Source organism: Acidiphilium cryptum JF-5 (genome assembly GCF_000016725.1).
GTDB lineage: Bacteria > Pseudomonadota > Alphaproteobacteria > Acetobacterales > Acetobacteraceae > Acidiphilium > Acidiphilium multivorum.
In genome coordinates this window covers 2433409-2454370 of the sequence record NC_009484.1, presented here as the reverse complement: position 1 = coordinate 2454370, position 20962 = coordinate 2433409, and the positions used below count along the sequence as shown (strand labels likewise).

Annotated in this window: 15 protein-coding genes, 1 pseudogene and 1 riboswitch; of the genes and pseudogenes, 11 read left to right on the top strand and 5 right to left on the bottom strand. The window is 67.9% G+C overall.

From position 1 onward, the window contains the following. Window positions 1–88: 88 nt before the first annotated feature. Window positions 89–659: pseudogene (locus ACRY_RS13595) on the bottom strand (transposase); the annotation flags it as partial. Window positions 660–1328: 669 nt separating this feature from the next. Here ACRY_RS13595 and ACRY_RS13590 point away from each other — a divergent pair. The 8 genes from ACRY_RS13590 (at window position 1329) to ACRY_RS13555 (ending at window position 9013) form a co-directional block, all read left to right on the top strand. Then, entirely contained in the window at window positions 1329–1607 is a 279-nt protein-coding gene (locus ACRY_RS13590) for a ribbon-helix-helix domain-containing protein (protein WP_043509186.1), read from the top strand. A 279-nt stretch (window positions 1608–1886) separates the two neighbouring features. Beyond that, window positions 1887–2477 (top strand): PadR family transcriptional regulator, encoded by a 591-nt coding sequence (locus ACRY_RS13585; protein ID WP_039889143.1) that lies wholly within the window; start codon window positions 1887–1889, stop codon window positions 2475–2477. Between the two features lie 193 nt (window positions 2478–2670). Then, complete coding sequence (locus tag ACRY_RS13580) at window positions 2671–3072, top strand: ATP-binding protein (protein WP_012039887.1); 402 nt, start codon at window positions 2671–2673, stop codon at window positions 3070–3072. A gap of 441 nt (window positions 3073–3513) precedes the next feature. Further along, entirely contained in the window at window positions 3514–4551 is a 1038-nt protein-coding gene (locus ACRY_RS13575) for an ABC transporter substrate-binding protein (RefSeq protein ID WP_012039886.1), read from the top strand. A 15-nt stretch (window positions 4552–4566) separates the two neighbouring features. Beyond that, window positions 4567–6096, top strand: a complete 1530-nt coding sequence (locus ACRY_RS13570) for a sugar ABC transporter ATP-binding protein (RefSeq protein ID WP_012039885.1) — start codon at window positions 4567–4569, stop codon at window positions 6094–6096. An 8-nt stretch (window positions 6097–6104) separates the two neighbouring features. Continuing rightward, window positions 6105–7076, top strand: a complete 972-nt coding sequence (locus tag ACRY_RS13565; protein WP_007421931.1) for an ABC transporter permease — start codon at window positions 6105–6107, stop codon at window positions 7074–7076. After that, the gene (locus ACRY_RS13560) at window positions 7073–8059 is read left to right on the top strand and encodes an ABC transporter permease (RefSeq protein ID WP_012039883.1); all 987 of its coding nucleotides are present in this window, start codon (window positions 7073–7075) and stop codon (window positions 8057–8059) included. The genes ACRY_RS13565 and ACRY_RS13560 overlap by 4 nt, the downstream gene beginning before the upstream one ends. Window positions 8060–8353: 294 nt before the next feature. Further along, entirely contained in the window at window positions 8354–9013 is a 660-nt protein-coding gene (locus ACRY_RS13555) for a glycosyltransferase (protein WP_043509184.1), read from the top strand. Between the two features lie 59 nt (window positions 9014–9072). On the opposite strand, the gene ACRY_RS13550 is transcribed toward ACRY_RS13555, so the two are convergent. The 4 genes from ACRY_RS13550 to metE all read right to left on the bottom strand — a co-directional run bounded on the left by ACRY_RS13550 (window position 9073) and on the right by metE (window position 17009). Continuing rightward, on the bottom strand, window positions 9073–11448 hold the full coding sequence (locus ACRY_RS13550; protein ID WP_012039881.1) for a xanthine dehydrogenase family protein molybdopterin-binding subunit: 2376 nt from the start codon (window positions 11446–11448) through the stop codon (window positions 9073–9075). A 106-nt stretch (window positions 11449–11554) separates the two neighbouring features. Further along, complete coding sequence (gene araD, locus ACRY_RS13545; RefSeq protein WP_012039880.1) at window positions 11555–13285, bottom strand: L-arabinonate dehydratase; 1731 nt, start codon at window positions 13283–13285, stop codon at window positions 11555–11557. Between the two features lie 113 nt (window positions 13286–13398). Continuing rightward, window positions 13399–14580, bottom strand: coding sequence for an MFS transporter (locus ACRY_RS13540; protein ID WP_012039879.1), 1182 nt, complete (start codon window positions 14578–14580; stop codon window positions 13399–13401). Window positions 14581–14699: 119 nt separating this feature from the next. Further along, the gene (gene metE / locus ACRY_RS13535) at window positions 14700–17009 is read right to left on the bottom strand and encodes a 5-methyltetrahydropteroyltriglutamate--homocysteine S-methyltransferase (RefSeq protein WP_012039878.1); all 2310 of its coding nucleotides are present in this window, start codon (window positions 17007–17009) and stop codon (window positions 14700–14702) included. 135 nt (window positions 17010–17144) lie between these two features. After that, window positions 17145–17379, bottom strand: a riboswitch (cobalamin riboswitch). Between the two features lie 196 nt (window positions 17380–17575). Between metE and ACRY_RS13530 the strand changes: the two genes are divergently transcribed. The 3 genes from ACRY_RS13530 (at window position 17576) to ACRY_RS13520 (ending at window position 20952) form a co-directional block, all read left to right on the top strand. Then, the gene (locus ACRY_RS13530) at window positions 17576–18592 is read left to right on the top strand and encodes an IS1595-like element ISAcr1 family transposase (RefSeq protein ID WP_007421341.1); all 1017 of its coding nucleotides are present in this window, start codon (window positions 17576–17578) and stop codon (window positions 18590–18592) included. A 120-nt stretch (window positions 18593–18712) separates the two neighbouring features. Then, a complete protein-coding gene (locus ACRY_RS13525) occupies window positions 18713–19969 on the top strand; it encodes an ABC transporter substrate-binding protein (RefSeq protein ID WP_007422458.1) in 1257 nt (418 codons plus the stop codon). Window positions 19970–20070: 101 nt separating this feature from the next. Further along, entirely contained in the window at window positions 20071–20952 is an 882-nt protein-coding gene (locus ACRY_RS13520) for a branched-chain amino acid ABC transporter permease (protein ID WP_007422457.1), read from the top strand. The last annotated feature ends 10 nt before the right edge of the window (window positions 20953–20962 follow it).

Here is a 20962-nt window from a genome sequence, read left to right as displayed (position 1 = left end):
CTGATGCGGTCCCGCTCACCCGGGACCGCCTTTCAGTGGGCATATTCGCCAGTATCGAGGAGAGCGTGCAAGCGGACGAATCGACGCACAGGGGTTTGGCGGATTTGAGTACGTCACCTATCCCGTCACGGTCCTGAATACCGGCATGATGAACCACGGCGCTGACGGGGTGGCCGATTGTATCCGTGATGATGTGGCGCTTGCGCCCGTGATCTTCTCTCCGGCATCGAACTCGCGCGGCCCGCCGGCTTCGGTGGCCTTGACCGACTGGCTATCGATCACGCCGGCTGTGGGCGATGCCTCGCGTCTGGCCAACTCCCGCGCTTGTATGACCAGGACGTGATTGAGCCGATCGAGGGTGCCGTCGCGACAGAAGCGGTGGAAATACCCCTGCGCGGTGGCGAACGGCGCGAATTGCTTCGGGATCTGCCACCTCCGGCGGCATTCCACCTGCTCCGCAGGCGGAACCTTGAGCCGCCTCCGCCACTGGCAACCGGTTAGAAGATGGCCTCCATAATCCGCCGCAGCGGCACCGTCCGGGGCCGGCTTCGAGGTAGTCGAGCCGGCATGAACGGTGCGATCAAGGCCGATTCGGCATCGGTCAGGTCGCTTGCGTAGCGCAATCCAGACCGGCGATATCGTCGCCGAGCGATTTCAATCTAGGCCATCGTGCCTCCATCCGTCTTCGCAAGCGAACTGAATCACAACCTACTGTAATCGTTCAACTATATTTTTCGGTCCGGCTCTGAGATAGGGGGCTGTCCGCAAACGCACGCCTTCCTGCTGTGCTGCGAGATGCATGGTTCGATCAGCTGACCATCTGCCCCGGCCTGCCGGCGAACGGCATCGAGCCTGAACCGGTAAATGAACGCGTTGCGCAAAGGGTGCATGTCAGAGCTTGGCCAGCCGGGCGAAGCTCGCCGAGACCCATGAAGGTACCGGTTTCGGGGAAAATACCAATACAAACCGAGGTCTTGAGGAACTTGCCTGCTAAGCCTGGCGATGATTGCGACGGACAGGACTGCGGCATGATCTCGGCGCGGCCGGCGGGCGTTTCAGGAGCACGCCCGGGGGGATTTCCGCGGCATGGCGGCAAGGGCCCGGGCCGGCGAGATCAACCTCGACAAGTCCATCTGGGGCCTGCGCGCCCAGGCGGAAAACCACACTCGCCCGCGAGCCCGAGTAAAAGAGGCACCGGGTCTGCCAGGGCAACCGGAGGTGACGAACACCGGTAGATTGCCAGCGTAAAGTCGGCACTGACAGGGAATGTCGAGACAGATCGGCATCATATGGAAGGATTAAATCCTATTTCGAAAGGAGCATAAGCGATATGCTCGACCCGGCAACTGAGCATCACCTTGCCAAAGGAAATGGCACAGCAGATCCCTGCCAAGGTTGCCGCCGTCGAGTATGCGAGCGAAAGCGAGGTGATCCGCGACGGGCTGCGCACCTTGCTGGCGCATGACCGGGTGGTGGAAGCCTGGCTGCGTGATCAGGTGGCCCCGGCTCTTGATGCGCTGAAAGCCGATCCGTCACGCGCTGTCACCACGGACGGGATGCGCGCTGCCCTGGCCGCCGAACATACGAAGGCCACCGGTTCCCGGTGAAGCGCTATCCGGGTGATTTTACGTCGGAGGCGCGTGGCCTGCTGGTTGCGCTGTAGCGGCGGATCCCGACCGAGGCTTCGCCGGACATCGCGTTGCGTTACACCGACACGATCATGTCCCGCTGCGAGGGGTTGAGCCTGTTTCCGGCGCCTCCTTTGCGGGGCGTTCATTACGACCGACACAAAAGATATATCTTGATCGGTCTTGCATGGGCCCAATTAAGATATATCTTAGTGCCATCATATTGGAGTGACGAGGATAGTCATGTTTGGAAGACACATGGGCCGGCATGGCCTGAATGAAGAAATGATGCGCCTTGCCGGGCGGTTCGGCGCCGGTCGCCGCGGTTTCGGGGGTGGTCGCGGCTGGAGCGACGACGATGACGGCGGCTTTGGCCGCCATGGTCATGGTCGCCGCCGCATGTTCGAGGGAGGCCAGCTCCGCCTGGTCCTGCTCAAACTGATCTCCGAGCAGCCGCGTCATGGCTATGAACTGATCCGGGCGATCGAGGAGCGGACCGGCGGCGCCTATGCGCCCAGCCCGGGCATCGTCTATCCGACGCTCACGCTGCTCGCGGAAACGGGACTGGCCAGCGAGCAGGTCACGGACGGTACGCGCAAGCTCTACGAGATCACCACTGAAGGCCAGGCATATCTTGCCGAACAGGCAGACGAGGTCACGCTGATCCTTGCCCGGCTGGATGCGGTGGGGAATGCGCGCGGCCGTCTCGATGCGGTGCCCGTGCGGCGGGCCATGCACAACCTGCGCAACGTACTCATCAACCGGCTGCAGGGCGGGCTCGACAAGGAGCGCGTCCATGAGGTCGTGGCGCTGATCGACGAGGCTGCCGGCAGGATCGAACGGCTCTAACCGGCAAAGCCGGCTCAAACGGAATGTCGCGGGCACCGGACCTGCCCGCGACAGGGGAACAGAATCTACCGGATCACGTGCATCTTCACGGTCGTGGCGCAGGAAGCCCCCTGCCGGGTTTAGTGATACCGGCGGCGCATGTGCGGATGACCTCTGCCGCGGATTATGGCGTTTTGCCGAGCCGAGGCGCGGCATGAGCGGCGCGATCGAGACGCCGCAGGTGCTGCTGGCGCATCATCTGAAGGCGTTGAAGCTGCCGACCTTCCTGCGCGAATATGCCAAGGTCGCTGCCGAGTGCGCGAAGGATCGTGCGGATCATCCGAAATTCCTGCTGCGGCTGGCGGAGCTGGAGCTGCTCGATCGCGAACGCCGGCTGGTGGAGCGGCGGATCCGTGCGGCGCACTTCCAGGCGGTCAAAAGCCTCGATACCTTCGACTTCACCGCGATCCCGTCGCTGAACAAGATGCTGGTGCTCGATCTGGCGCGCTGCGACAACATCATCGCTCTGGGAAATTCCGGCACCGGCGCGCTGCTCGATCGTCTCACGCAGCACGTCCAGATCCTGGAGATGCACGGCGAAATCAACGACAGCTGATACCCACCGCCAATCAGGCAGCTGATATGAGAACGGCCCCTGCAGGGGCCGTTCTCATATCTGTCACGTCACAACCCGGTGGCTGGTTTTTACGCCGCCGCGCCGGCCTGGCTTTGATCCGCCGTTGACATCCGAACCGACCAACTCCGCCCAGCCGGGCGAATAAAGTCGGAAAGGGAGGGCGAATTAATCTTGGAACCGGTGGAGGAATAATTCCCGGAGACCGTGCAAGTTAAATTCGGAATACTTGACAATTTCGGAATACTTGGGGGTTCGGCAAGACCCCGCCTTCGGTTTTGTTCACGAAAACGGGTATTTCTTCCTTTCTGTTCTTCATTTATACGATCTGATGAAAAAATATAATTGACAGGTTTTTGATCGCTTGTTATCGATAAAAAACTATCAACTAGCCGCCGTCAAGGCGGTCATGAAGGAGGAAACATGATGATTTTCAGGAGCGCTTCGGCGCTTGGCGCGATGGCGGCCGTCTTGAGCTTCGTGGGAGTCGCGCGGGCGGCGCCGGCCCTGGATACGGCAAAAATGACCCAGATGCAGTCGAAGGCGGTGTGCGTGAATCCGCACCCTACGCATGTCAATTTGTCGAAGCTCGTAGTCGGATTCAGCCAGTCTGAATCGAATGCCAATCCGTTCCGAGCCGGTGAGACCAAGTCGGTCCGGGATGCGGCGAAAGCGTTTCATGTCCGCCGGCTGATCTATACAAACGCGCATAGCAACCAGTCGCGCCAGGTCGCCGATGTCGAGAACATGATCAACCAAGGCGCGCAGGCGCTGATCATCGCGCCGCTGGATTCGACCGGCTTGCAACCGGCTTTCGCGCAGGCCGCAGCCAAGCACATTCCCATCCTCACCCTCGACCGGCGGACCGCGGGCTCGAAGTGCAGCGATTATCTGAGCTTCCTGGGCTCCAACTTCTATTTCAAGCAAGGCGAGATCGACGCGCGAGAACTAGCGAAGGCGACCGGCGGCCACGCGATGGTGGCGGAGATTCAGGGCGCCTACGGCAATTCGGTGGAGGTGGCGCGCACCAAGGGCTTCGCCGCTGGGCTCAAAGCCTATCCTGGCATGAAGATCGTCACCGAGCAGACCGGTAACTGGTTCACCACCGACGCGCAGAAGGTGATGAGCCAGATTCTGCTCGCGCATCCGAATGTGAATGCGGTCTATGCCCAAGCGGATACGATGGCGTTCGGCGCGATCACCGCGCTGCGCGACGCCGGCAAGAAGCCGGGACAGGTCAAGATCGTGTCGATCGACGGCACCCGGCAGGGGGTTCAGGACATCGTTGACGGCTGGATCTATGCCGATGACGAAACCAATCCGCGCTTCGGGCCGATCGCGTTTCACGAGCTGCAGAACTGGTTCGACGGTAAGCCGGTGCCGCGGCACATCGTGCTGACGGATCATATCTACACCCCGGCGAATGCAGCGGCGGCGCTGAAGAACAACGTGCCGTTCTAACGGCGGAGGAGCGGCATGGCCGGGTGCAAGCATGCTGTGCCGGTTCTTGAAACGGTCGCCGTTTCAAGGCGTTTCGGTGCGGTGCGGGCGTTGGAGGGGGTGTCGCTGACGCTCAATGCCGGCGAGGTGCATGGACTTGCCGGCGAGAACGGCGCTGGCAAGTCGACGCTGATCAAGCTGCTGACCGGGTTCCATCAGCCTGACGACGGAACGATCAGGCTGGGCGGCGCGGCGGTGCGGTTCGACTCCCCCCGCACCGCCCAACGCCACGGCATCAGCGCCGTCTACCAGGAGATCAACCTGATCCCCGAACGGGACGTGGCCGAGAACCTCTTCCTCGGCCACGAGCCGAGGCGGTTTGGCTGGCTGATCGACCGGCGCCGGATGGAGGCGGAGGCGCAGTCGCTGCTGGCGCGCTACGAGTTGCGCATCGACCCGCGGGCGCGGCTCGGCACGCTCGGGCTCGGGCTCCAGCAGATGGTCGCGATCGCCCGCGGCATCCGGCTCGGCGCGAAGGTCGTCATTCTCGACGAGCCGACCTCCGCGCTCACCGGCGGCGAGGTCGAGACCCTGTTCCGCGTGGTCGACCGGCTGAAGGCCGAGCGCATCGCGATCCTGTTCGTCAGCCACCGGCTGTCGGAATGTTACCGGCTGTGCGACCGCTTCTCGGTGCTGCGCGACGGCCGCCTGGTCGCCAGCGCGCCGGCCGCCGACCTGCCGCGCCAGGCGCTGATCGCCGCGATGCTGGGGCGGAGCGCGGAAACGCTGCAGCGCCAGCACGCGCCGCGCGCGGCGGCTTCGGGCGCCCCTGCGCTGGCCGCGCGCCATCTCACCTGGCGCAACCGGGTGCGGGACGTGTCCTACGAGGTCATGCCCGGCGAGGTGGTCGGCCTGGCCGGCCTGCTCGGCTCCGGCCGCACCGAGACGATGAAGGCGAGTTTCGGGATCGAGACGCCGGGTGCCGGCACGGTCGAGGTCGGCGGCCGGCCGCTGCCCGCCCCCGCGCCGGAGCGGTCGATTGCCGCCGGCCTCGCCTTCCTGTCGGAAGACCGGCGGGCGGAGGGGATCTTTCCGAAGCTCTCGGTCGCGGAGAACCTGACGGCCTGCGCGCTGCGGCGCATCTCCCGCTACGGCTTCGTCTCCCGCCGCCGGCAGGCCGAAATGGTGGCCGAGTTCGTCCGCCTGCTGGGGATCAAGACGGCGGGCGCCGATGCGCCCATCACCTCGCTTTCGGGCGGCAACCAGCAGAAGGTCCTGCTGGCCCGCTGCCTCGCCACCGACCCGCGCGCCATCATGCTCGACGACCCGACGCGGGGGATCGATGTGGGCGCCAAGGCCGAGGTGCACGACGCGATCCGCCGCCTGGTCGAGCGCGGCCTCGGTGTGCTGGTGACGTCTTCGGAAATGGAGGAGCTGATGGTGCTGGCCGACCGGCTGGTGATCCTCGACGAGGGACGTGTCGCGGACACGATGGAAACCGCCGGCGCCGGCGTGCAGGACGTGCTCGACCGGCTGGCCGCCCCGCACGAGCGGGCGGGAGCATGAGCGCCGTCATGAACAGGCCGTCCCGCCTTGCCGGGCTTGCGGCGCGCGCCGGCCACGACACGCCGGCGGCGATGCTGCGCGCGCAGAGCGTCTACATCGCCTTCGCCCTGCTGGTGATCGTCGACCTGATCTTCACGCCGGGGTTCCGCAACCCGATCGTGATCCGCAACCTGCTGTTCCAGGCCGCGCCGATCATCCTCATCACGCTCGGGCAGAGCCTGGCGATCGGCACGCGGGGGATCGACCTGTCGGTCGGCTCGTCGATGGCGCTCGCCGCATCGGTGATGGCCCTGGCGCTGCCGGGCGGCGCGGGTGTTTCCGTCGTCGCGGCGCTGGGCACCGGCCTCGCGGTGGGCCTGCTGAACGGCGCGCTCATCGCCTTCCTCGACATCAATCCGCTGATCTCGAGCCTGGCGCTGCTGGTCACCGCCCGCGGCCTGGCCGAGGCGCTGCTCGATGGATCGCGCGTGTCGCTGCCCACGGGCGGGGTGTTCGACTGGCTCGGCATCGGCGCCGTGTCGCTGGTGCCGATGGTCGCGATCATCGCCCTCGCGCTGGCCGCCACGGTCGCCCTCGTCGTGCGCACCACCGTCTTCGGGCGCAGCCTCGTCTTCATCGGCGCCAACCAGGCGGCGGCGGTGATCGCCGGCATCAAGGTGCGGCGGACGCTGTTCGCCGTCTATGCGGCGAGCGGCCTGCTTGCGGGGCTTGCCGGCCTGTTCGCCGCCGCCCGGCTCGGCGCGGCGGATCCCAACTATATCGGGCTGAATTTCGAGCTTGACGCGATCGCCGCGGCCGTGATCGGCGGCACGCCGCTCTCCGGCGGCCGGGTCTCGATCGCCGGCGGCGTCTTCGGCGTCCTGCTGCTGCAGGTCCTGGGAGCGAGCTTCATCATGAACGACATCAATTTCAGCTACGCGCAGATCCTCAAGGCGGCCTTCATCGTCGCCGCGCTGTACCTGCAGCGGGCCGGCGGATGAGCGGCGCGCCAGCCGCCGGTGCGGGCATCGCGGCACCGGACACCGAACGCCGCGCGCGGATCATCGCGCTGATCCGGTCGCGCGGCGCCATCGTGGTCCTCGCCATCGCCGCGGTCATCGCCAGCGCGGTCTTCCCGTATTTTGCGACGGTCAACAATTTCGAGAATATCGGCGTCGCGGCGAGCTTCGTCGGCCTGGTGACGATCGGCCAGACCTTCGTGATCATTCTCGGCGGGTTCGACCTGTCGGTCGGCTCGGTCATCGGCCTCGGCTCGGTGCTGGCGGCCTATGCGGTGCCCTATGGCTGGGTGCCCGCCCTGCTGGTGCCCTGCCTGGCGGGCGCGGCGGTCGGGCTGATCGACGGGCTGCTGATCGCCCGCGCCGGCATGGCGCCGTTCATCGTCACGCTCGCCGCCCTGCTCGGCGTGCGCGGCCTCGACCTCGTCCTGGCCAGGAGCAGCATGGTCATCGTCCACCCCGGCCTGTTCGGCCAGATCGCCAACGGCACGTTGCTCGGGGTCGGCAACCTGATCTGGATCCTGCTCGCCGGCTTCGCGCTGGCGGCGCTGGTGCTGAACCGGTCGCGCTTCGGCGTCGCCGTGTTCGCGATCGGCGGCAACGAGGAGGCGGCGCGGATGCTCGGTGTCCCGGTCGCCACCGTCAAGGTCGCGACTTACGTGCTGTCGGGCACGCTGGCGGGCCTCGCCGGCGCGCTGCTGGGCGCGCATCTCTCCTCCGGCCTGTCGACGGCGGGGCAGGGCGACGAACTGCGCTCGATCGCCGCCGCCGTCATCGGCGGGGTGCTGCTGACCGGCGGCGTCGGCACCATGGCCGGCGCCCTCTCGGGCGTGCTGCTGCTCGGCGTCATCGAGAACGTGATCGACCAGATCGGCAATCTCAGCTCGTATTACCAGAACCTCGCCTCCGGCCTCTTCCTGCTGATGGCCGTCCTGATCCAGACCGTCCTGACGCGCAGGAGCTGACGCCGTCCGCCGGGCGGGTTCGTTGTCTCATGCAAATAAATGACGCGGTTTGATCTAGGTCATATCGGGAGCACACGCGTCTCCTGTATCAACCGGATGAACGTTTCTCCCAGACGTTGAATTCCCTGTTCCCAACTGGGCCCCGGAGTCATCCGGGGCCCTTTTTGTCGGGCCCGCTCGCCTGTCCCGCCGGACGCGCTATGCTGCGGCATGTCGCAACCGAATCGCGCAGGCAGGAGAAAGAGTCCGATCGGCCGGGACGCATGCTTACAGGCCGACGCCCACGTCACGGTCGTGATCCCGACCCTCGACGAGGGGCATCGCATTGGCGCCCTGCTGGCCGTCCTGGCCGGGGCGCCGGCGCTCGTCGCGCGCATCGTCGTCTCGGATGGCGGCAGCGTGGATGACACCGTGTCCATCGCGCGGCGTCATGGCGCCGAAGTCGTCACGGGCCGGCCCGGTCGCGGCGGCCAGCTTCGCCGCGGGGCCGAACGGATCGCCGACGGCTGGATCTGGCTCCTGCACGCCGACAGCGAACTGCCGCCGGGCTGGGCGGAATCTCTCCGCGACACGCTCGCCCGGGCCGACCCCGCGCGGGCCTATTATGGAAGGCTGCGCTTCGCGTCGGGCGATATTCGCGCGCGGATCGTCGAGCGCCTCGCGGGATGGCGGTGCCGCGTCTTTCGCCTGCCCTATGGCGACCAGTCCCTGCTGATCCATGCGCGCCTGCTCGCGGCGCTGGATGGCGTGCCCGACCTGAAGCTGATGGAGGATGTCGCGCTGGCCCGCCGCCTCGGCCGCCGCCTCGCCCCGATGGATCTCGTGATCGGCACCAGCGCCCGGACCTACCAGCGCGACGGCTGGTTCCGCCGGGCCGCGGGAAACCTCATCCGCCTGGCGCTGTTTCTGGCCGGGCGCGACCCGGTCAGGCTGGCTAAAACCTACCGGCGCTAGAGCACTTTCCGATCCTGTCGGATCGGATGTAGCGCTCCATCATATTGATAACCGGAGCATCATCCACCCGGCCGGATCTTCGCCGCCTGGATCGCCTCCCACACACGGCGCGGGGTGGCCGGTATGTCGATATGCGCGATGCCGAAGCCGGACAGCGCATCGGCCACCGCGTTCATCACCGCCGGCAGGCTGCCGGCGCAGCCAGCCTCGCCGCAGCCCTTGACGCCGAGCGGGTTGGTCCGCGCCGGCGCCGGGTGGCTGGCGAAGCCGATCCCCGGCACCGCGTCCGCCCGCGGCAGCGCATAGTCCATGAACGAGCCGGTCAGCAGCTGGCCGGCCTCGTCATAGGCGACCAGCTCGTGCAGCGCCTGGCCGATCCCCTGCGCCACACCGCCATGCACCTGGCCGGCGACCAGCATCGGGTTCACCAGCACGCCGAAATCGTTGACCGTGTGATAGGCGACGACCTCGATCACCCCGGTTTCGGGATCGAGCTCGACCTCGGCGATGTGGCAGCCATTGGGGAAGGCCGAGGGCACGCCGCGCGTGACATGGCCGACATCGAGCGTGGCGGGCACACCCTCGGGCAGGGTGCCGGCGGTGCGCAGCCGTTCGGCGAGGTCCATGATGTCGATCCCGAGATCGGTGCCGGCGACACTGAAGCGCCCGTTGGCGAATTCGATGTCGGCCTCGCCGGCTTCGAGCAGATGGGCGGCGGCGCGGCGGCCCTTTTCGATCACGAGGTCGCCGGCCTCGATGATGGCGGCGCCGCTCTGCATGATCGAGCGCGAGCCGCCGGTGCCGCCGCCGGCGAGGAGCTGGCTGGAATCGCCCTGCACCAGCCGGATGCGCTCGAAGGGAATGCCGAGCTTGCCGTGCAGAACCTGGGCGAAGGGGGTCGCGTGGCCCTGGCCGTAATCGAGCGTGCCGGTGACGATCGTCACCCCGCCATCGGCATCGAAGCGGATGCCGCCCATCTCGGGGCTCGCATCCGCCGTCACTTCCAGATAGTGCCCGATCCCGCGCCCGCGGATCCGCCCGCGCGCTTCGCTCTCCGCCCGCCGTGCCGCGAACCCGTCCCAGTCCGCCGCGGCCAGCGCGCGGTCGAGGGTCGCGGGGAAATCGCCGCTGTCATAGGTCAGGCCCGAGGGCGCGCGATGCGGGATCGCCTCCGGGCGGATCAGGTTGCGCCGGCGCAGCGCCAGCGGATCGAGCCCCATCTCGCGCGCGGCGGTCTCGACCAGCCGCTCCATGTAGTAATTGCCTTCCGGCCGCCCCGCGCCGCGATAGGCGCCGACCGGGGTGGTGTTGGTGAAGACGCTGCGGCTGGAAACCTCCATCAGCGGGGTGCGGTAGACGCCGACGAAGTTCTTCACCGCGTTCAGCGTCGCCGGCAGCAGCACCACGTTGGAGAGATAGGCGCCGAGATTGGCAAACCCGGTCAGCCTGGTCGCGAGGAAATTGCCCTCGGCGTCGAGGGCCAGTTCGGCCAGCATCTCATGGTCGCGGCCATGGCTGTCGGAGAGGAAGCTGCCGGAGCGCTCGTCGGTCCACTTCACCGGCCGGCCGAGTTGCCTGGCGGCGAGCAGGGCGCAGACATATTCGGGATAGCACGAGGCCTTCATGCCGAACGAGCCGCCGACATGGCCGGCCAGCACCCGGACCTGCTCCTTCGGCACGCCGAGCACGGTGCAGAGCAGCCCCCGCATGTTGACCGCCCCCTGGCAGCCGAGCCGCAGCACGTAGCCCTCCGCCGGGTCGAACTCGCCGATCGCAGCACGAGGCTCCATCGGGCTGACGATCACGCGGCTGCTGCGCAGGCTCAGCCGGGTGACATGCGCGGCCCGGGCGAAGGCGGCGGCGACGGCCTCGGCATCGCCGAAATGATAGTCGAGCACGAGATTGCCCGGCGCCTCGTCGTGCAGTTGCGGCGCGCCGGGGGTGGCGGCGTCGCGCGCGTCGGTCACCGCCGGCAGCGCGTCGATCTCGGCCAGCACCGCCTCGGCGGCGTCGCGCGCCTGCTGGAGCGTTTCGGCGACGACGAAGGCGATCGGGTCGCCGACATACCTGACGCGGTCGGTCGCCAGCGCGAATTGCCGGGGCCTTGGCGTGTCCGACCCGTCGCGGTTGCGGCTCGCGGCCGCCGGCATCGGGCCGAAGCCCGACGCCGCGATGTCGGCGCCGGTGATGATCGCGGCAACGCCCGGCATCGCCGTGGCGGCTGCGGTATCGACGCCGCGCAGAATGCCATGCGCGACCCCGCTGCGCACCACGACGCCGTAGAGCTGGCCCGGCCGGTCGAGATCGTCGGTATAGCGCCCCTCGCCGCGCAGCAGCACCGGGTCTTCGCTACGCGACACCGGCTGGCCGATCGCGAAGCGCCCGGTGGCCAGCGCGCGATCCAGCCCTTCCGGCTGGCGGAGGATGCGTGTCATGCGGAATGTCCTTCGAAGAACGTCAATAGGGTTGCCCCTTATGTTCGGTCCCGACAGGGCGGGCGCAAGATGCGGTACCGTGAAACCCGGCCGTGCTAACCAGATGTCAGTGGATTTCCGGCTCCGCGATCGTCCCCGGCCGGGCCAGCACGTCGAAATCGCAGCCGGTATCGGCCTGGCCGATATGGGCGGCGAAGATCGCGCCATAGCCGCGCGGGAAGCGCGGCGGCGGCGTCGTCCACGCCGCGCGGCGCCGGGCGAGTTCCTCATCGGACAACCGCACGTCGATCCGCCGCGCCGCGACGTCGATGGCGATGACATCGCCGGTGCGGATCAGCGCGAGCGGTCCGCCGACGAAGGATTCCGGGGCGACATGCAGCACGCAGGCGCCGTAGCTGGTGCCGCTCATCCGCGCGTCGGAAATCCGCAGCATGTCGCGCACGCCCTGGCGGAGCAGCTTCACCGGGATCGGCAGCATCCCCCATTCCGGCATGCCCGGCCCGCCCTGCGGCCCGGCATTGCGCAGCACCAGCACATGATCGGCGGTGACGTCGAGATCGGGATCGGCGACGGCTTTCGCCATCGCGTCGTAATCGTCGAACACCAGCGCTGGGCCTTCATGCTTGAGCAGGCGCGGCTCCGCGGCGGAGGGTTTCATCACGCAGCCGCCGGGAGCGAGATTGCCGCGCAGCACCGCGAGCCCCTCGGCGCGGGAGACCGGATTGTCCAGCGGACGGATCACGTCGTCGTTCCACACGGTCGCTCCGGCGATGTTATCGCCGAGCGTCATGCCGTTCACCGTGCGGGTCGCGAGGTCGAGCCGGTCGGCGATGCGGGTGAGGAAGGCCGGCAGGCCGCCGGCGTAGTAGAAATCCTCCATCAGGTATTGGCCGGAGGGGCGGATGTTGGCGAGCACCGGCACGCCGGCGGAGAGCGCGTCGAACCGGTCGAGATCGAGCTCGATCCCGGCGCGGCGGGCCATCGCGATCAGGTGGATGATCGCGTTGGTCGAGCCGGCCAGCGCCGCGCTGGCGACGATCGCGTTCTCGAAGCTCGCCTGGCTCAGCAGGTCGGCGGGAGTGACGTCGTCCCAGACCATCTCGACGATCCGCCGCCCGGTCGCCGCCGCCATGCGGGCATGGCGCGAATCCGGCGCCGGGATCGAGGTCGCCCCCGGCAGGGTGAGGCCGAGCACCTCGGCGAGCGAGGTCATCGTCATCGCCGTGCCCATCGTCATGCACACGCCATCCGAGCGGGCGATGCCGGATTCCATGTCTTCCCATTGCGCTTCGGAAATGTTGCCGGCGCGCTTCTCGTCCCAGTATTTCCAGACATCCGAGCCCGAGCCGAGGATGCGCCCGCCCCAGTCGCCGCGCAGCATCGGCCCGGCGGGCATGAAGATCGCCGGCAGGCCGGCGCTGATCGCGCCCATGATGGTGGCCGGCGTGGTCTTGTCGCAGCCGCCCATCAGCACCGCGCCGTCCACCGGCAGCGAGCGCAGGCTTTCCTCGACCTCCATCGCGAGCAGGTTGCGATAGAGCATCGTCGTCGGCTTCACGAAATTCTCCGGCAGCGCCATCACCGGAATCTCGACTGGAAAGCCGCCCGCCTGCAGCACGCCGCGGCGGATCGCCTCGACGCGGGCGGGAAAATGCCCGTGGCAATGGGCGAGGCCGCTCCAGGTGTTGACGATGGCGATGACCGGCTTGCCGGCGTAATCCTCGGGCGCGTGGCCGAGCTGCTTGATCCGCGAGCGATGGCCGAAGCTGCGCAGGTCGGACGCGCCGAACCAGCGGTGGCTGCGCAACTCCTCGGGTGTCTTGCGCGTCTTGGTCATCGTGGGTCTCCTCGCCTGCCGGCGCCGCAGGGCGCGGCGCCGCCTCCGGTTCTGGAATCTAGCAAGGATCGACGCAAGGGCCACGCCGCGCCGGCCGATGGGCGGGCGGGCGATCAGCCCGCCGCGCCGCGCGCGCCGCGATGGGCCAGCAGCGCCGCGCCGAAGCCGAGCGTGGCCGCGATCCCGCCGATCAGGAACACGCTGGCATAGCCGGTGCGGTCGGCCAGCAGGCCGACGACCGGGCCCGTCGCGCCATAGGCCAGGTCCTGGAACGCGGCGAATCCGCCGATCGCCGTGCCGCGCAGATGCGGCTCCACCCGGCGGATCGCTTCCTTGCCCATCGAGGGGAACACCATCGAGCAGCCGAGCCCGGTCAGCAGGGCGCCGAGCAGCGCGACCCATGCCTCGGGCGCAAGCCAGATCAGATATTGTCCCGTGGCTTCGACCAGCAGCGACCCCGCCGCCACCGCGGTGCCGCCGACCCGGTCCGGCAGGTCGCCGAAGGCGAGGCGCATCAACACGAAGCCGATTCCGAAACAGGTCAGCCCGAGCCCGGCGCCCGGCCAGCCCTTGCTCAGGAAGTCGAGCGACATGAAGGCGCCGAGCGCGGCGAAGCCGATCCCCTGCAACCCGACCGCGGCACCCGGCAGCGCGATGCGCCGCACCACCCGCCAGAGCGGCTGCCGCTGTCCCGGCGTCGGCGGCGCGTCGGGAAAGCGGAACGCGATGGCGGCGCCCAGCACCGACAGGAGGGTGCAGGTTGCCATCAGCCCGGCAAAGCCGAGCGCGCGGAACAGCGCGAGGCCGAGCGGCCCGCCGACCGCGAGCGCGCCATACATCCCCGCGCCGACCAGCGCGATCACCTTGCCCGAGCGGGCATGGCCCATCAGCCCGATGCCCCAGCCGATCATGCCGACCGCGACCTGGCTTTCCCCGACGCCGAGCAGCGCCCGCCCGGCGAGCAGCACGGCGAAGCGGAGATGCGGCGCGGCCGGCACGGCGGCGGCCATGCAGATCGCGCTCGCCACGGTGTAGACGCCGAGGCCGCGCAGCATGCAGCGCCGCCCGCCCCGCTCGTCCGCCAGGCGGCCGGCCTGCGCGCGGGTCAGCAGCGTAGTCAGGAACGGCAGGCCGACGGCGAGCCCGCCGAGCGCATTGTCGAGCCCGAGCCGGTCGTGCACCTCGATCGGCACGGTCGGCAGCGCCATCGCGACGGTCAGGTAGGAGACGAACAGGATCCCCGTCAGCACGATGACGCGGCGCTGGGCTGCGGCGGGGGATGCGGCGATCGGCATGCGGAACGGGCTCCGGCGGCGGGTTGCGGCCGATGCCGGTGTATCCGCGATCGGCCGCGCCGCAAACGCCGCCCCGCGCGGTGCCGGCCGGATGGCGCGCATCCGGCCGGCGGGCGGGATCAGGCCGGGATCGCCTCCGCCCGCAGCCGCCGCGCGGCGCCGACCAGGTTCTCCAGCGCCGGAATCACCTCGCGCCAGTTGCGGGTCTTCAGCCCGCAATCCGGGTTCACCCAGAGCTGGTCGTCCGCCAGCTTCCGCCGGGCGAGGCGGAGCAGGGCGAGGATTTCCTCCTCGGGCGGGATTCGCGGGCTGTGGATGTCCCACACGCCGGGGCCGATCTCGGCCGGGTAGGCGGAGGGGCCGTGGCCGGCGAAGGCCTCCAGCAGTTCCATCCGGCTGCGGGCGGTCTCGATCGAGATCGCGTCCGCATCCATCGTGGCGATGGCCGGCATGATGTCCTGGAATTCGGCGTAGCACATATGGGTGTGGATCGCCGTGTCGTCGCGCACCACGGCGGTGGCGAGGCGGAAGCAGGACACCGCCCAGCGCAGATAGGCCTCGCGGTCGGCGGTGCGCAGCGGCAGCCCCTCGCGGAAGGCCGGCTCGTCCACCTGGATGATGGCGAGGCCGGCGGCCTCGAGGTCGGCCACCTCGTCGCGCAGCGCCAGCGCGATCTGCCGGCAGACCGTCTCGCGCGGCAGGTCGTCGCGCACGAAGGACCATTGCAGCATCGTCACCGGCCCGGTCAGCATCCCCTTCACCGGCCGGGCGGTGAGCGACTGGGCATGGCGCGCCCAGCGCACCGTCATCGGCCGGGGCCGCGCGACATCGCCCCAGATGATCGGCGGCGCCACGCAGCGGCTGCCATAGGACTGCACCCAGCCATGCCGGGTGAAGGCGAAACCGTCGAGCTGCTCGCCGAAATACTTGACCATGTCGTTGCGCTCGAACTCGCCGTGCACCAGCACGTCGAGCCCGATCCGCTCCTGCAGGCGGATCGCGTCCTCGGTCCAGGTCGCGATCGCTTCGTCGTATTCGGCGGCGCCGATCTCGCCGCGCGCGAGCGCCGCCCGGGTCCGGCGCACGCCCGAGGTCTGCGGCAGCGAGCCGATCGTCGTGGTCGGAAAGGCGGGCAGGGGCAGGCGCTGCCGCTGCCGCGCGCGCCGCGCGGCGTGCGGGGCGGGGCGGCGTTCCATCTCCGGTGTCGCGCCCAGCAGCCGGGCGGCGACGTCGGTCCGGTGGACCCGCGCGCTGTCGCGGCGGGTGCGGAGTGCGGCGTCAGAGGCCTCCAGCGCCTCGGCGATCGCGCCCTCCCCCTCGTCGAGGCCGCGGGCGATGGTCGCGACCTCGGCGAGCTTCTGGGTGGCGAAGGCGAGCCACGGGCGGATCGCCGGATCGAGCCGGTCCTCCTGCGCGAGGTCGACCGGCACGTGCAGCAGGCTGCAGCTCGGCGCGATCATCAGCCGCTCGCTGCCGCCGAGCGCGCGCGCCGCCTCGCGCGCGGTGGCGAGGGCGGCGCGCAGGTCCGCCCGCCAGACATTCCGCCCGTCGACCAGCCCGAGCGAGAGCCATGTCGCCGGGCCGATCGCGGCGAGGACCGGCGCGAGATCGTCCCGGCCGCGCACCAGGTCGAGATGCAGGCCGGCGACCGGCAGGGCCAGCGCGGTCGGCAGGTTGTCCGCGATCGGCGCGAAATAGCTGGCGAGCAGCAGGCGCGGCGTCGCCCCGCGGGCGAGGGTCTCATAGGCGTGGCGCAGCGCCGCCCGCGCCTTCGGCGCGAGGTCGAGGGCGAGAACCGGCTCGTCCATCTGCACCCAGGCGCAGCCCTCGGCGGCCAGCTCCGCCAGCACCTGCGCATAGCAGGGCAGCAGGCGGTCGAGCAGGTCGAGCGGATCGGACCCGTCATCGGTCTTGGCGAGCAGCAGGAACGACACCGGGCCGAGCAGCACCGGCCGGGTGCGGCGGTGGCGGGCCAGCGCCTCGCGGAACAGCGCGAGCGGACGGTTGGCGGTGACCGCGAAATGCTGCCCCGCCGCGAGCCGGGGGACGAGATAGTGATAGTTGGTGTCGAACCACTTGGTCATTTCGAGCGCGGGCAGGCCGGCCGCGGCATCGCCGCCGCCGGTGCCGCGCGCGAGGGCGAAATAGGTCGGCAGCGTCACCTCGCCGCCGCGCCAGCCATAGCCCGGCGGAATCGCGCCGACCATGCAGGCGGTATCCAGCACATGGTCGTAAAGCGCGAAATCGTTCGAGGGGATGTGGCCGATGCCCAGCCCCTGCTGCAGCGAATGGGACTCCGCGCGCAGCAGGCGCGCCGCCTCCTGCAGGCCGGCTTCGGACAGCTCGCCCGCCCAGTGCGCCTCGAGGGCCGATTTCAGCTCCCGCCGGCGGCCGATGCGGGGAAAGCCGAGACTGGTCGCGATGCTCATGCGCGGCCTCCCCGGCGGGCGTGGGACCGCGAACGGCGCGATGAGGGGGAAACGAGAGGACGCGCGCGGCAGGCGCTGCCGCTGATGCGTGCAGTCATGGGTCGGCTCCGGCTTCCGGTGCACCCCGCCCGGCAGCAAGGTTGGTGCGACACCGGCAGGTCTCCTGGCTCACGGCTCGACGCTGGTGGCCCTGCCTTCCCGAACCGCTCCCGGTTCAGTGGCTCGCCCTTGCGGGCGGACGGACCACCGGCTCGCCGCTGACAGTTGCGGGGGCAGCCATCGACTTGCTTCCGGGACAATGAAGCCCGGCCGAAGCGCACGATGTTCCCTTTTCACCCGCTCGCGCGGGACCGGTGACGAATGTCGTATGCCGCCCGGACGGACATTCGGCAAGGGTGGCGGCATCCGCCGCGCCGGCAAATAATCGCGTCGTCCGCGCAGAATCGTTGCAGTCATGGATCGAGTTCGATCGGTATTTCATCCCCGGGGCGAAAATCGGCAATCACGGCTTGTTTATTGCTTGCCTATCCGGTTGACTCCCATACCTACTAGATCTAGTGTTGGGCATGGATGTCCTGGCCCGTGAAGACCTGCCGTTCCCGCAGTCTCTGCCGGAATTCCAGCGTATTTTCCCGAACGACGCGGCCTGTGCCGCCTATCTCGAAAGCGCCCGCTGGAATGGAGGGTTCGCCTGCCCAAGGTGCGGCGTCGTTGGCGAGCCGTTCCGTTTCGAGGCGCGCCCGGGCGTTCTGCGCTGCCGGGCCTGTCGCAAAGACGTAAGCCTGATGGCTGGGACCGTTATGGAACGCAGTCACACGCCGCTGTCGACTTGGTTCTGGGCGGCTTACTTGATCGCCAGCCAGACGCCCGGAATGTCGGCCGTCCAATTTCAGCGGCAACTCGGCCTGTCGCGCTACGAGACCGCCTTCGGCATCCTTCATAAGCTGCGCGCCGGGATGGTGCGCCCCGAGCGCGACAAGATTGGCGACACGCCGCAAGAACACGTCGAAGTGGATGAAACGTGGGTTGGAGGACGAACCCGAGGCGATGGACGGGGTGTCCATCACAAGGTTCTCGTCGCCTGTGCCGTGGAGGTGCGCCACCGGAAACCGGGAACCAAGCTCGACAATCGGAAAGACGGTCGCTACGCGGGACGCGTTCGTCTCGCTGTTGTCCCCGACCGTAGCGCCAATTCGCTCTGCGGATTCGTCGAAAACGCCGTTGCTCCCGGATCGCTGATCGTTACCGACGACTGGAGCGGCTATGCCGGTCTCGGAAGGCGCGGGTTCGACCACCATGCAATCGCCGAATGCGGCGACCCGGAGGTGGCAGAAGAATTCCTGCCGATCGTCCACTTGGTCTTTACCAACCTGAAGACCTGGATCAACGGCATCCATCACGGGGTCAGCGCCAAACATCTACAAGCCTACCTCAATGAATTCACGTTTCGGTTCAACCGGCGCCTCTATCCCTTCAACGCGTTCCGCTCGCTGCTCGGAATCGCGGGTAGGGCAGCCGCACCAACCTTTGACGAGCTTTATTCCGGGGAATGGACACACCCTACATTTAGTGGGTGTGGGTAACAACCGGATAGGCAAGGTTTATTGGTTGCGAGTATTGACCGTCCGGCTTCTGTGGTCATATCGGTCGGTCAAATTTCAACAATTGGCCGTGACTGGCTCATTGCATCAAGGGGAGCAACCATGCGGGCACAATTCAGACGCGCCTGGGGTTTTTGCGCGGCGGGAGTCCTGGCCTCGGGCCTGGCGCTGGCGGGCATCGGCCAGGCGTCCGCCGCGACGGCGCCGTCGGTCCTGAAGATCGGCACGCTCTATGCGAGCAGCGGGTCTTTCGCGGTGGCGTCCGAGGGGCAGTATCACGGGCTCGAATACTGGGCGAAGACGGTCAACAAGTCCGGCGGCGTCTTCGTCAAGGCGTTCGACAAGAAGATCCCGGTCAAGATCGTCGCCTATGACGACCAGAGCTCGACCGCGACCGCGACGACGCTGTACAACCAGCTCATCACCCAGGACCACGTGAACCTGCTGGTCGCCGATTTCGGCTCGGTGCTCACCTCGGTCGCGATTCCGCTGGCCGCCGAGCACCACATGCTGCTGATCGACCCGACCGGCTCGGGGGCGAACTTCTTCACCAAGAAGACCGACTATCTCGCCGATGTCAGCATTCCCGCCTCCACGGTGTGGCCGCTGCCGCTCGGCCATTTCCTGCTCGACCACAAGATCAAGCGCGTCGCCGTCATCTACGATTCGAACGATTTCGATGCCTCGCAGGCGGAAACGCTGAAGGCGACGCTGAAGAAGGGCGGCGTCACGCCGGTGTATTATCACGGCGTGCCCACCAGCGAATCCAACTACACCGTGCTGCTGCACACGATCGCGGCGCACCGGCCGGATGCGGTGATCGAGTTCGGCTATCCGCCGAACGACATCGCCTTCCTGCACACGCTGGCCGGCAGCGGCCTGCACTTCAAGATGACGTTCACCATCTTCCCCGGCCAGCTTCTCGCCCTGATGACGAAGAATGTCGGCGCGAAAACCCTCGCCTATACCTACACCTATCCGACGCCGCCGCTCGTCTCCTTCGCCAAGACCACCTATGGCCCGAACACCGCGACCTTCGTGAAGGAGTTCACCGCGGCGACGCATAACGCGCCGAACTTCCTCGATGCGGCCGGCTACAATACCGGGCTGATCATGCAGGACATGCTCGGCACCGCGCCGAAATTCACCCAGCTCGCCTTCCATCAGGCGCTGATGGACATGTCCGGCAAGACGACGACGGTGCTCGGCCAGTTCAAGATCAACGCGAACGGCGCCCAGCTCGGCGAATTGCTGCCGGTGGCGCAGCTCGTCCCCGCCGGCAAGACCAACAAGATCGTCGTGGTCTATCCGCAGGACAAGGCGACCGGCAAGCCGGTCTATCCCGCGCCGCACCACTGACCGGCGCCCCGGAACCGCAGGATCCCGGCCCGTGACGGGCCGGGATCTTTCGTCGATCCGGACCACTGGTTTCCAACTTCCCTGCAAGAAAGGGCGCGCCGTTGGCACTTCTCGAATACGCGCTGATCGGCGGCATTCTCTACGGCATCTTCTTCAGCCTTGTCGGCATCGGGCTCAATCTCGTCTTCGGCGTGATGCGGATGATCAATCTCGCCCACGGCCAGTTCATCATGCTGGGCGGGTTCGGCGCGTGGCTTCTGGTGCATGACCTTCACCTCAACCCGATCTTCGGCATTCCGCTGGCGATTCTCGGCGGGATCCTGATCGGCTATCCGCTCTATTACGGCGTGGTGCCGCGCCTGCAGCGCAGCCAGGACCCGGAGATGCTGTCCTTCATCCTGTTCTTCGGCATCGCCCAGATGATCGAGGCGGTGATGCTCCTCATCTTCGGCGCGGACCAGCGCTCGCTGCCCGGTAACGCGCTGGGCTCGGGGAATATCGGCGCGTTCGGCCAGGAATTTCCGGACAGCTGGTGGGTCGCCGCCGCGGTCAGCGTCATCTGTATCGGCGGGCTCTGGCTCTATTTCACGCGCACGCGGCTCGGCTTCGCGACGCGCGCCATCATGGCCGACCGCGACGAGGCGCGGGCAACCGGCATCGATGTCGACAGGGTGTCGGCGATCGCCTTCATGATCGGCCTCTCGCTCGCCGGGATCGCCGGCGTGTTCGTGCCCTACATGGTCGGCTCGGTGTCGCCCTCGATCGGCGACGGGCTGACCACGACATCCTTCGCCATCATCATCATCGGCTCGCTCGGCAATCCGCTCGGCACCGTGGTCGGCGGCCTCGTGTTCGGCGTGGGAACGATGCTGATGCAGACCTACTACGCCTCGTGGTCGAATCTCGTGCCCTATGCGCTGCTCCTCATCATCGTGCTGATCCGGCCCTCCGGCCTGCTCGGCAAGGCGGTGCGCAGTGCGTAAGCGGAACAGT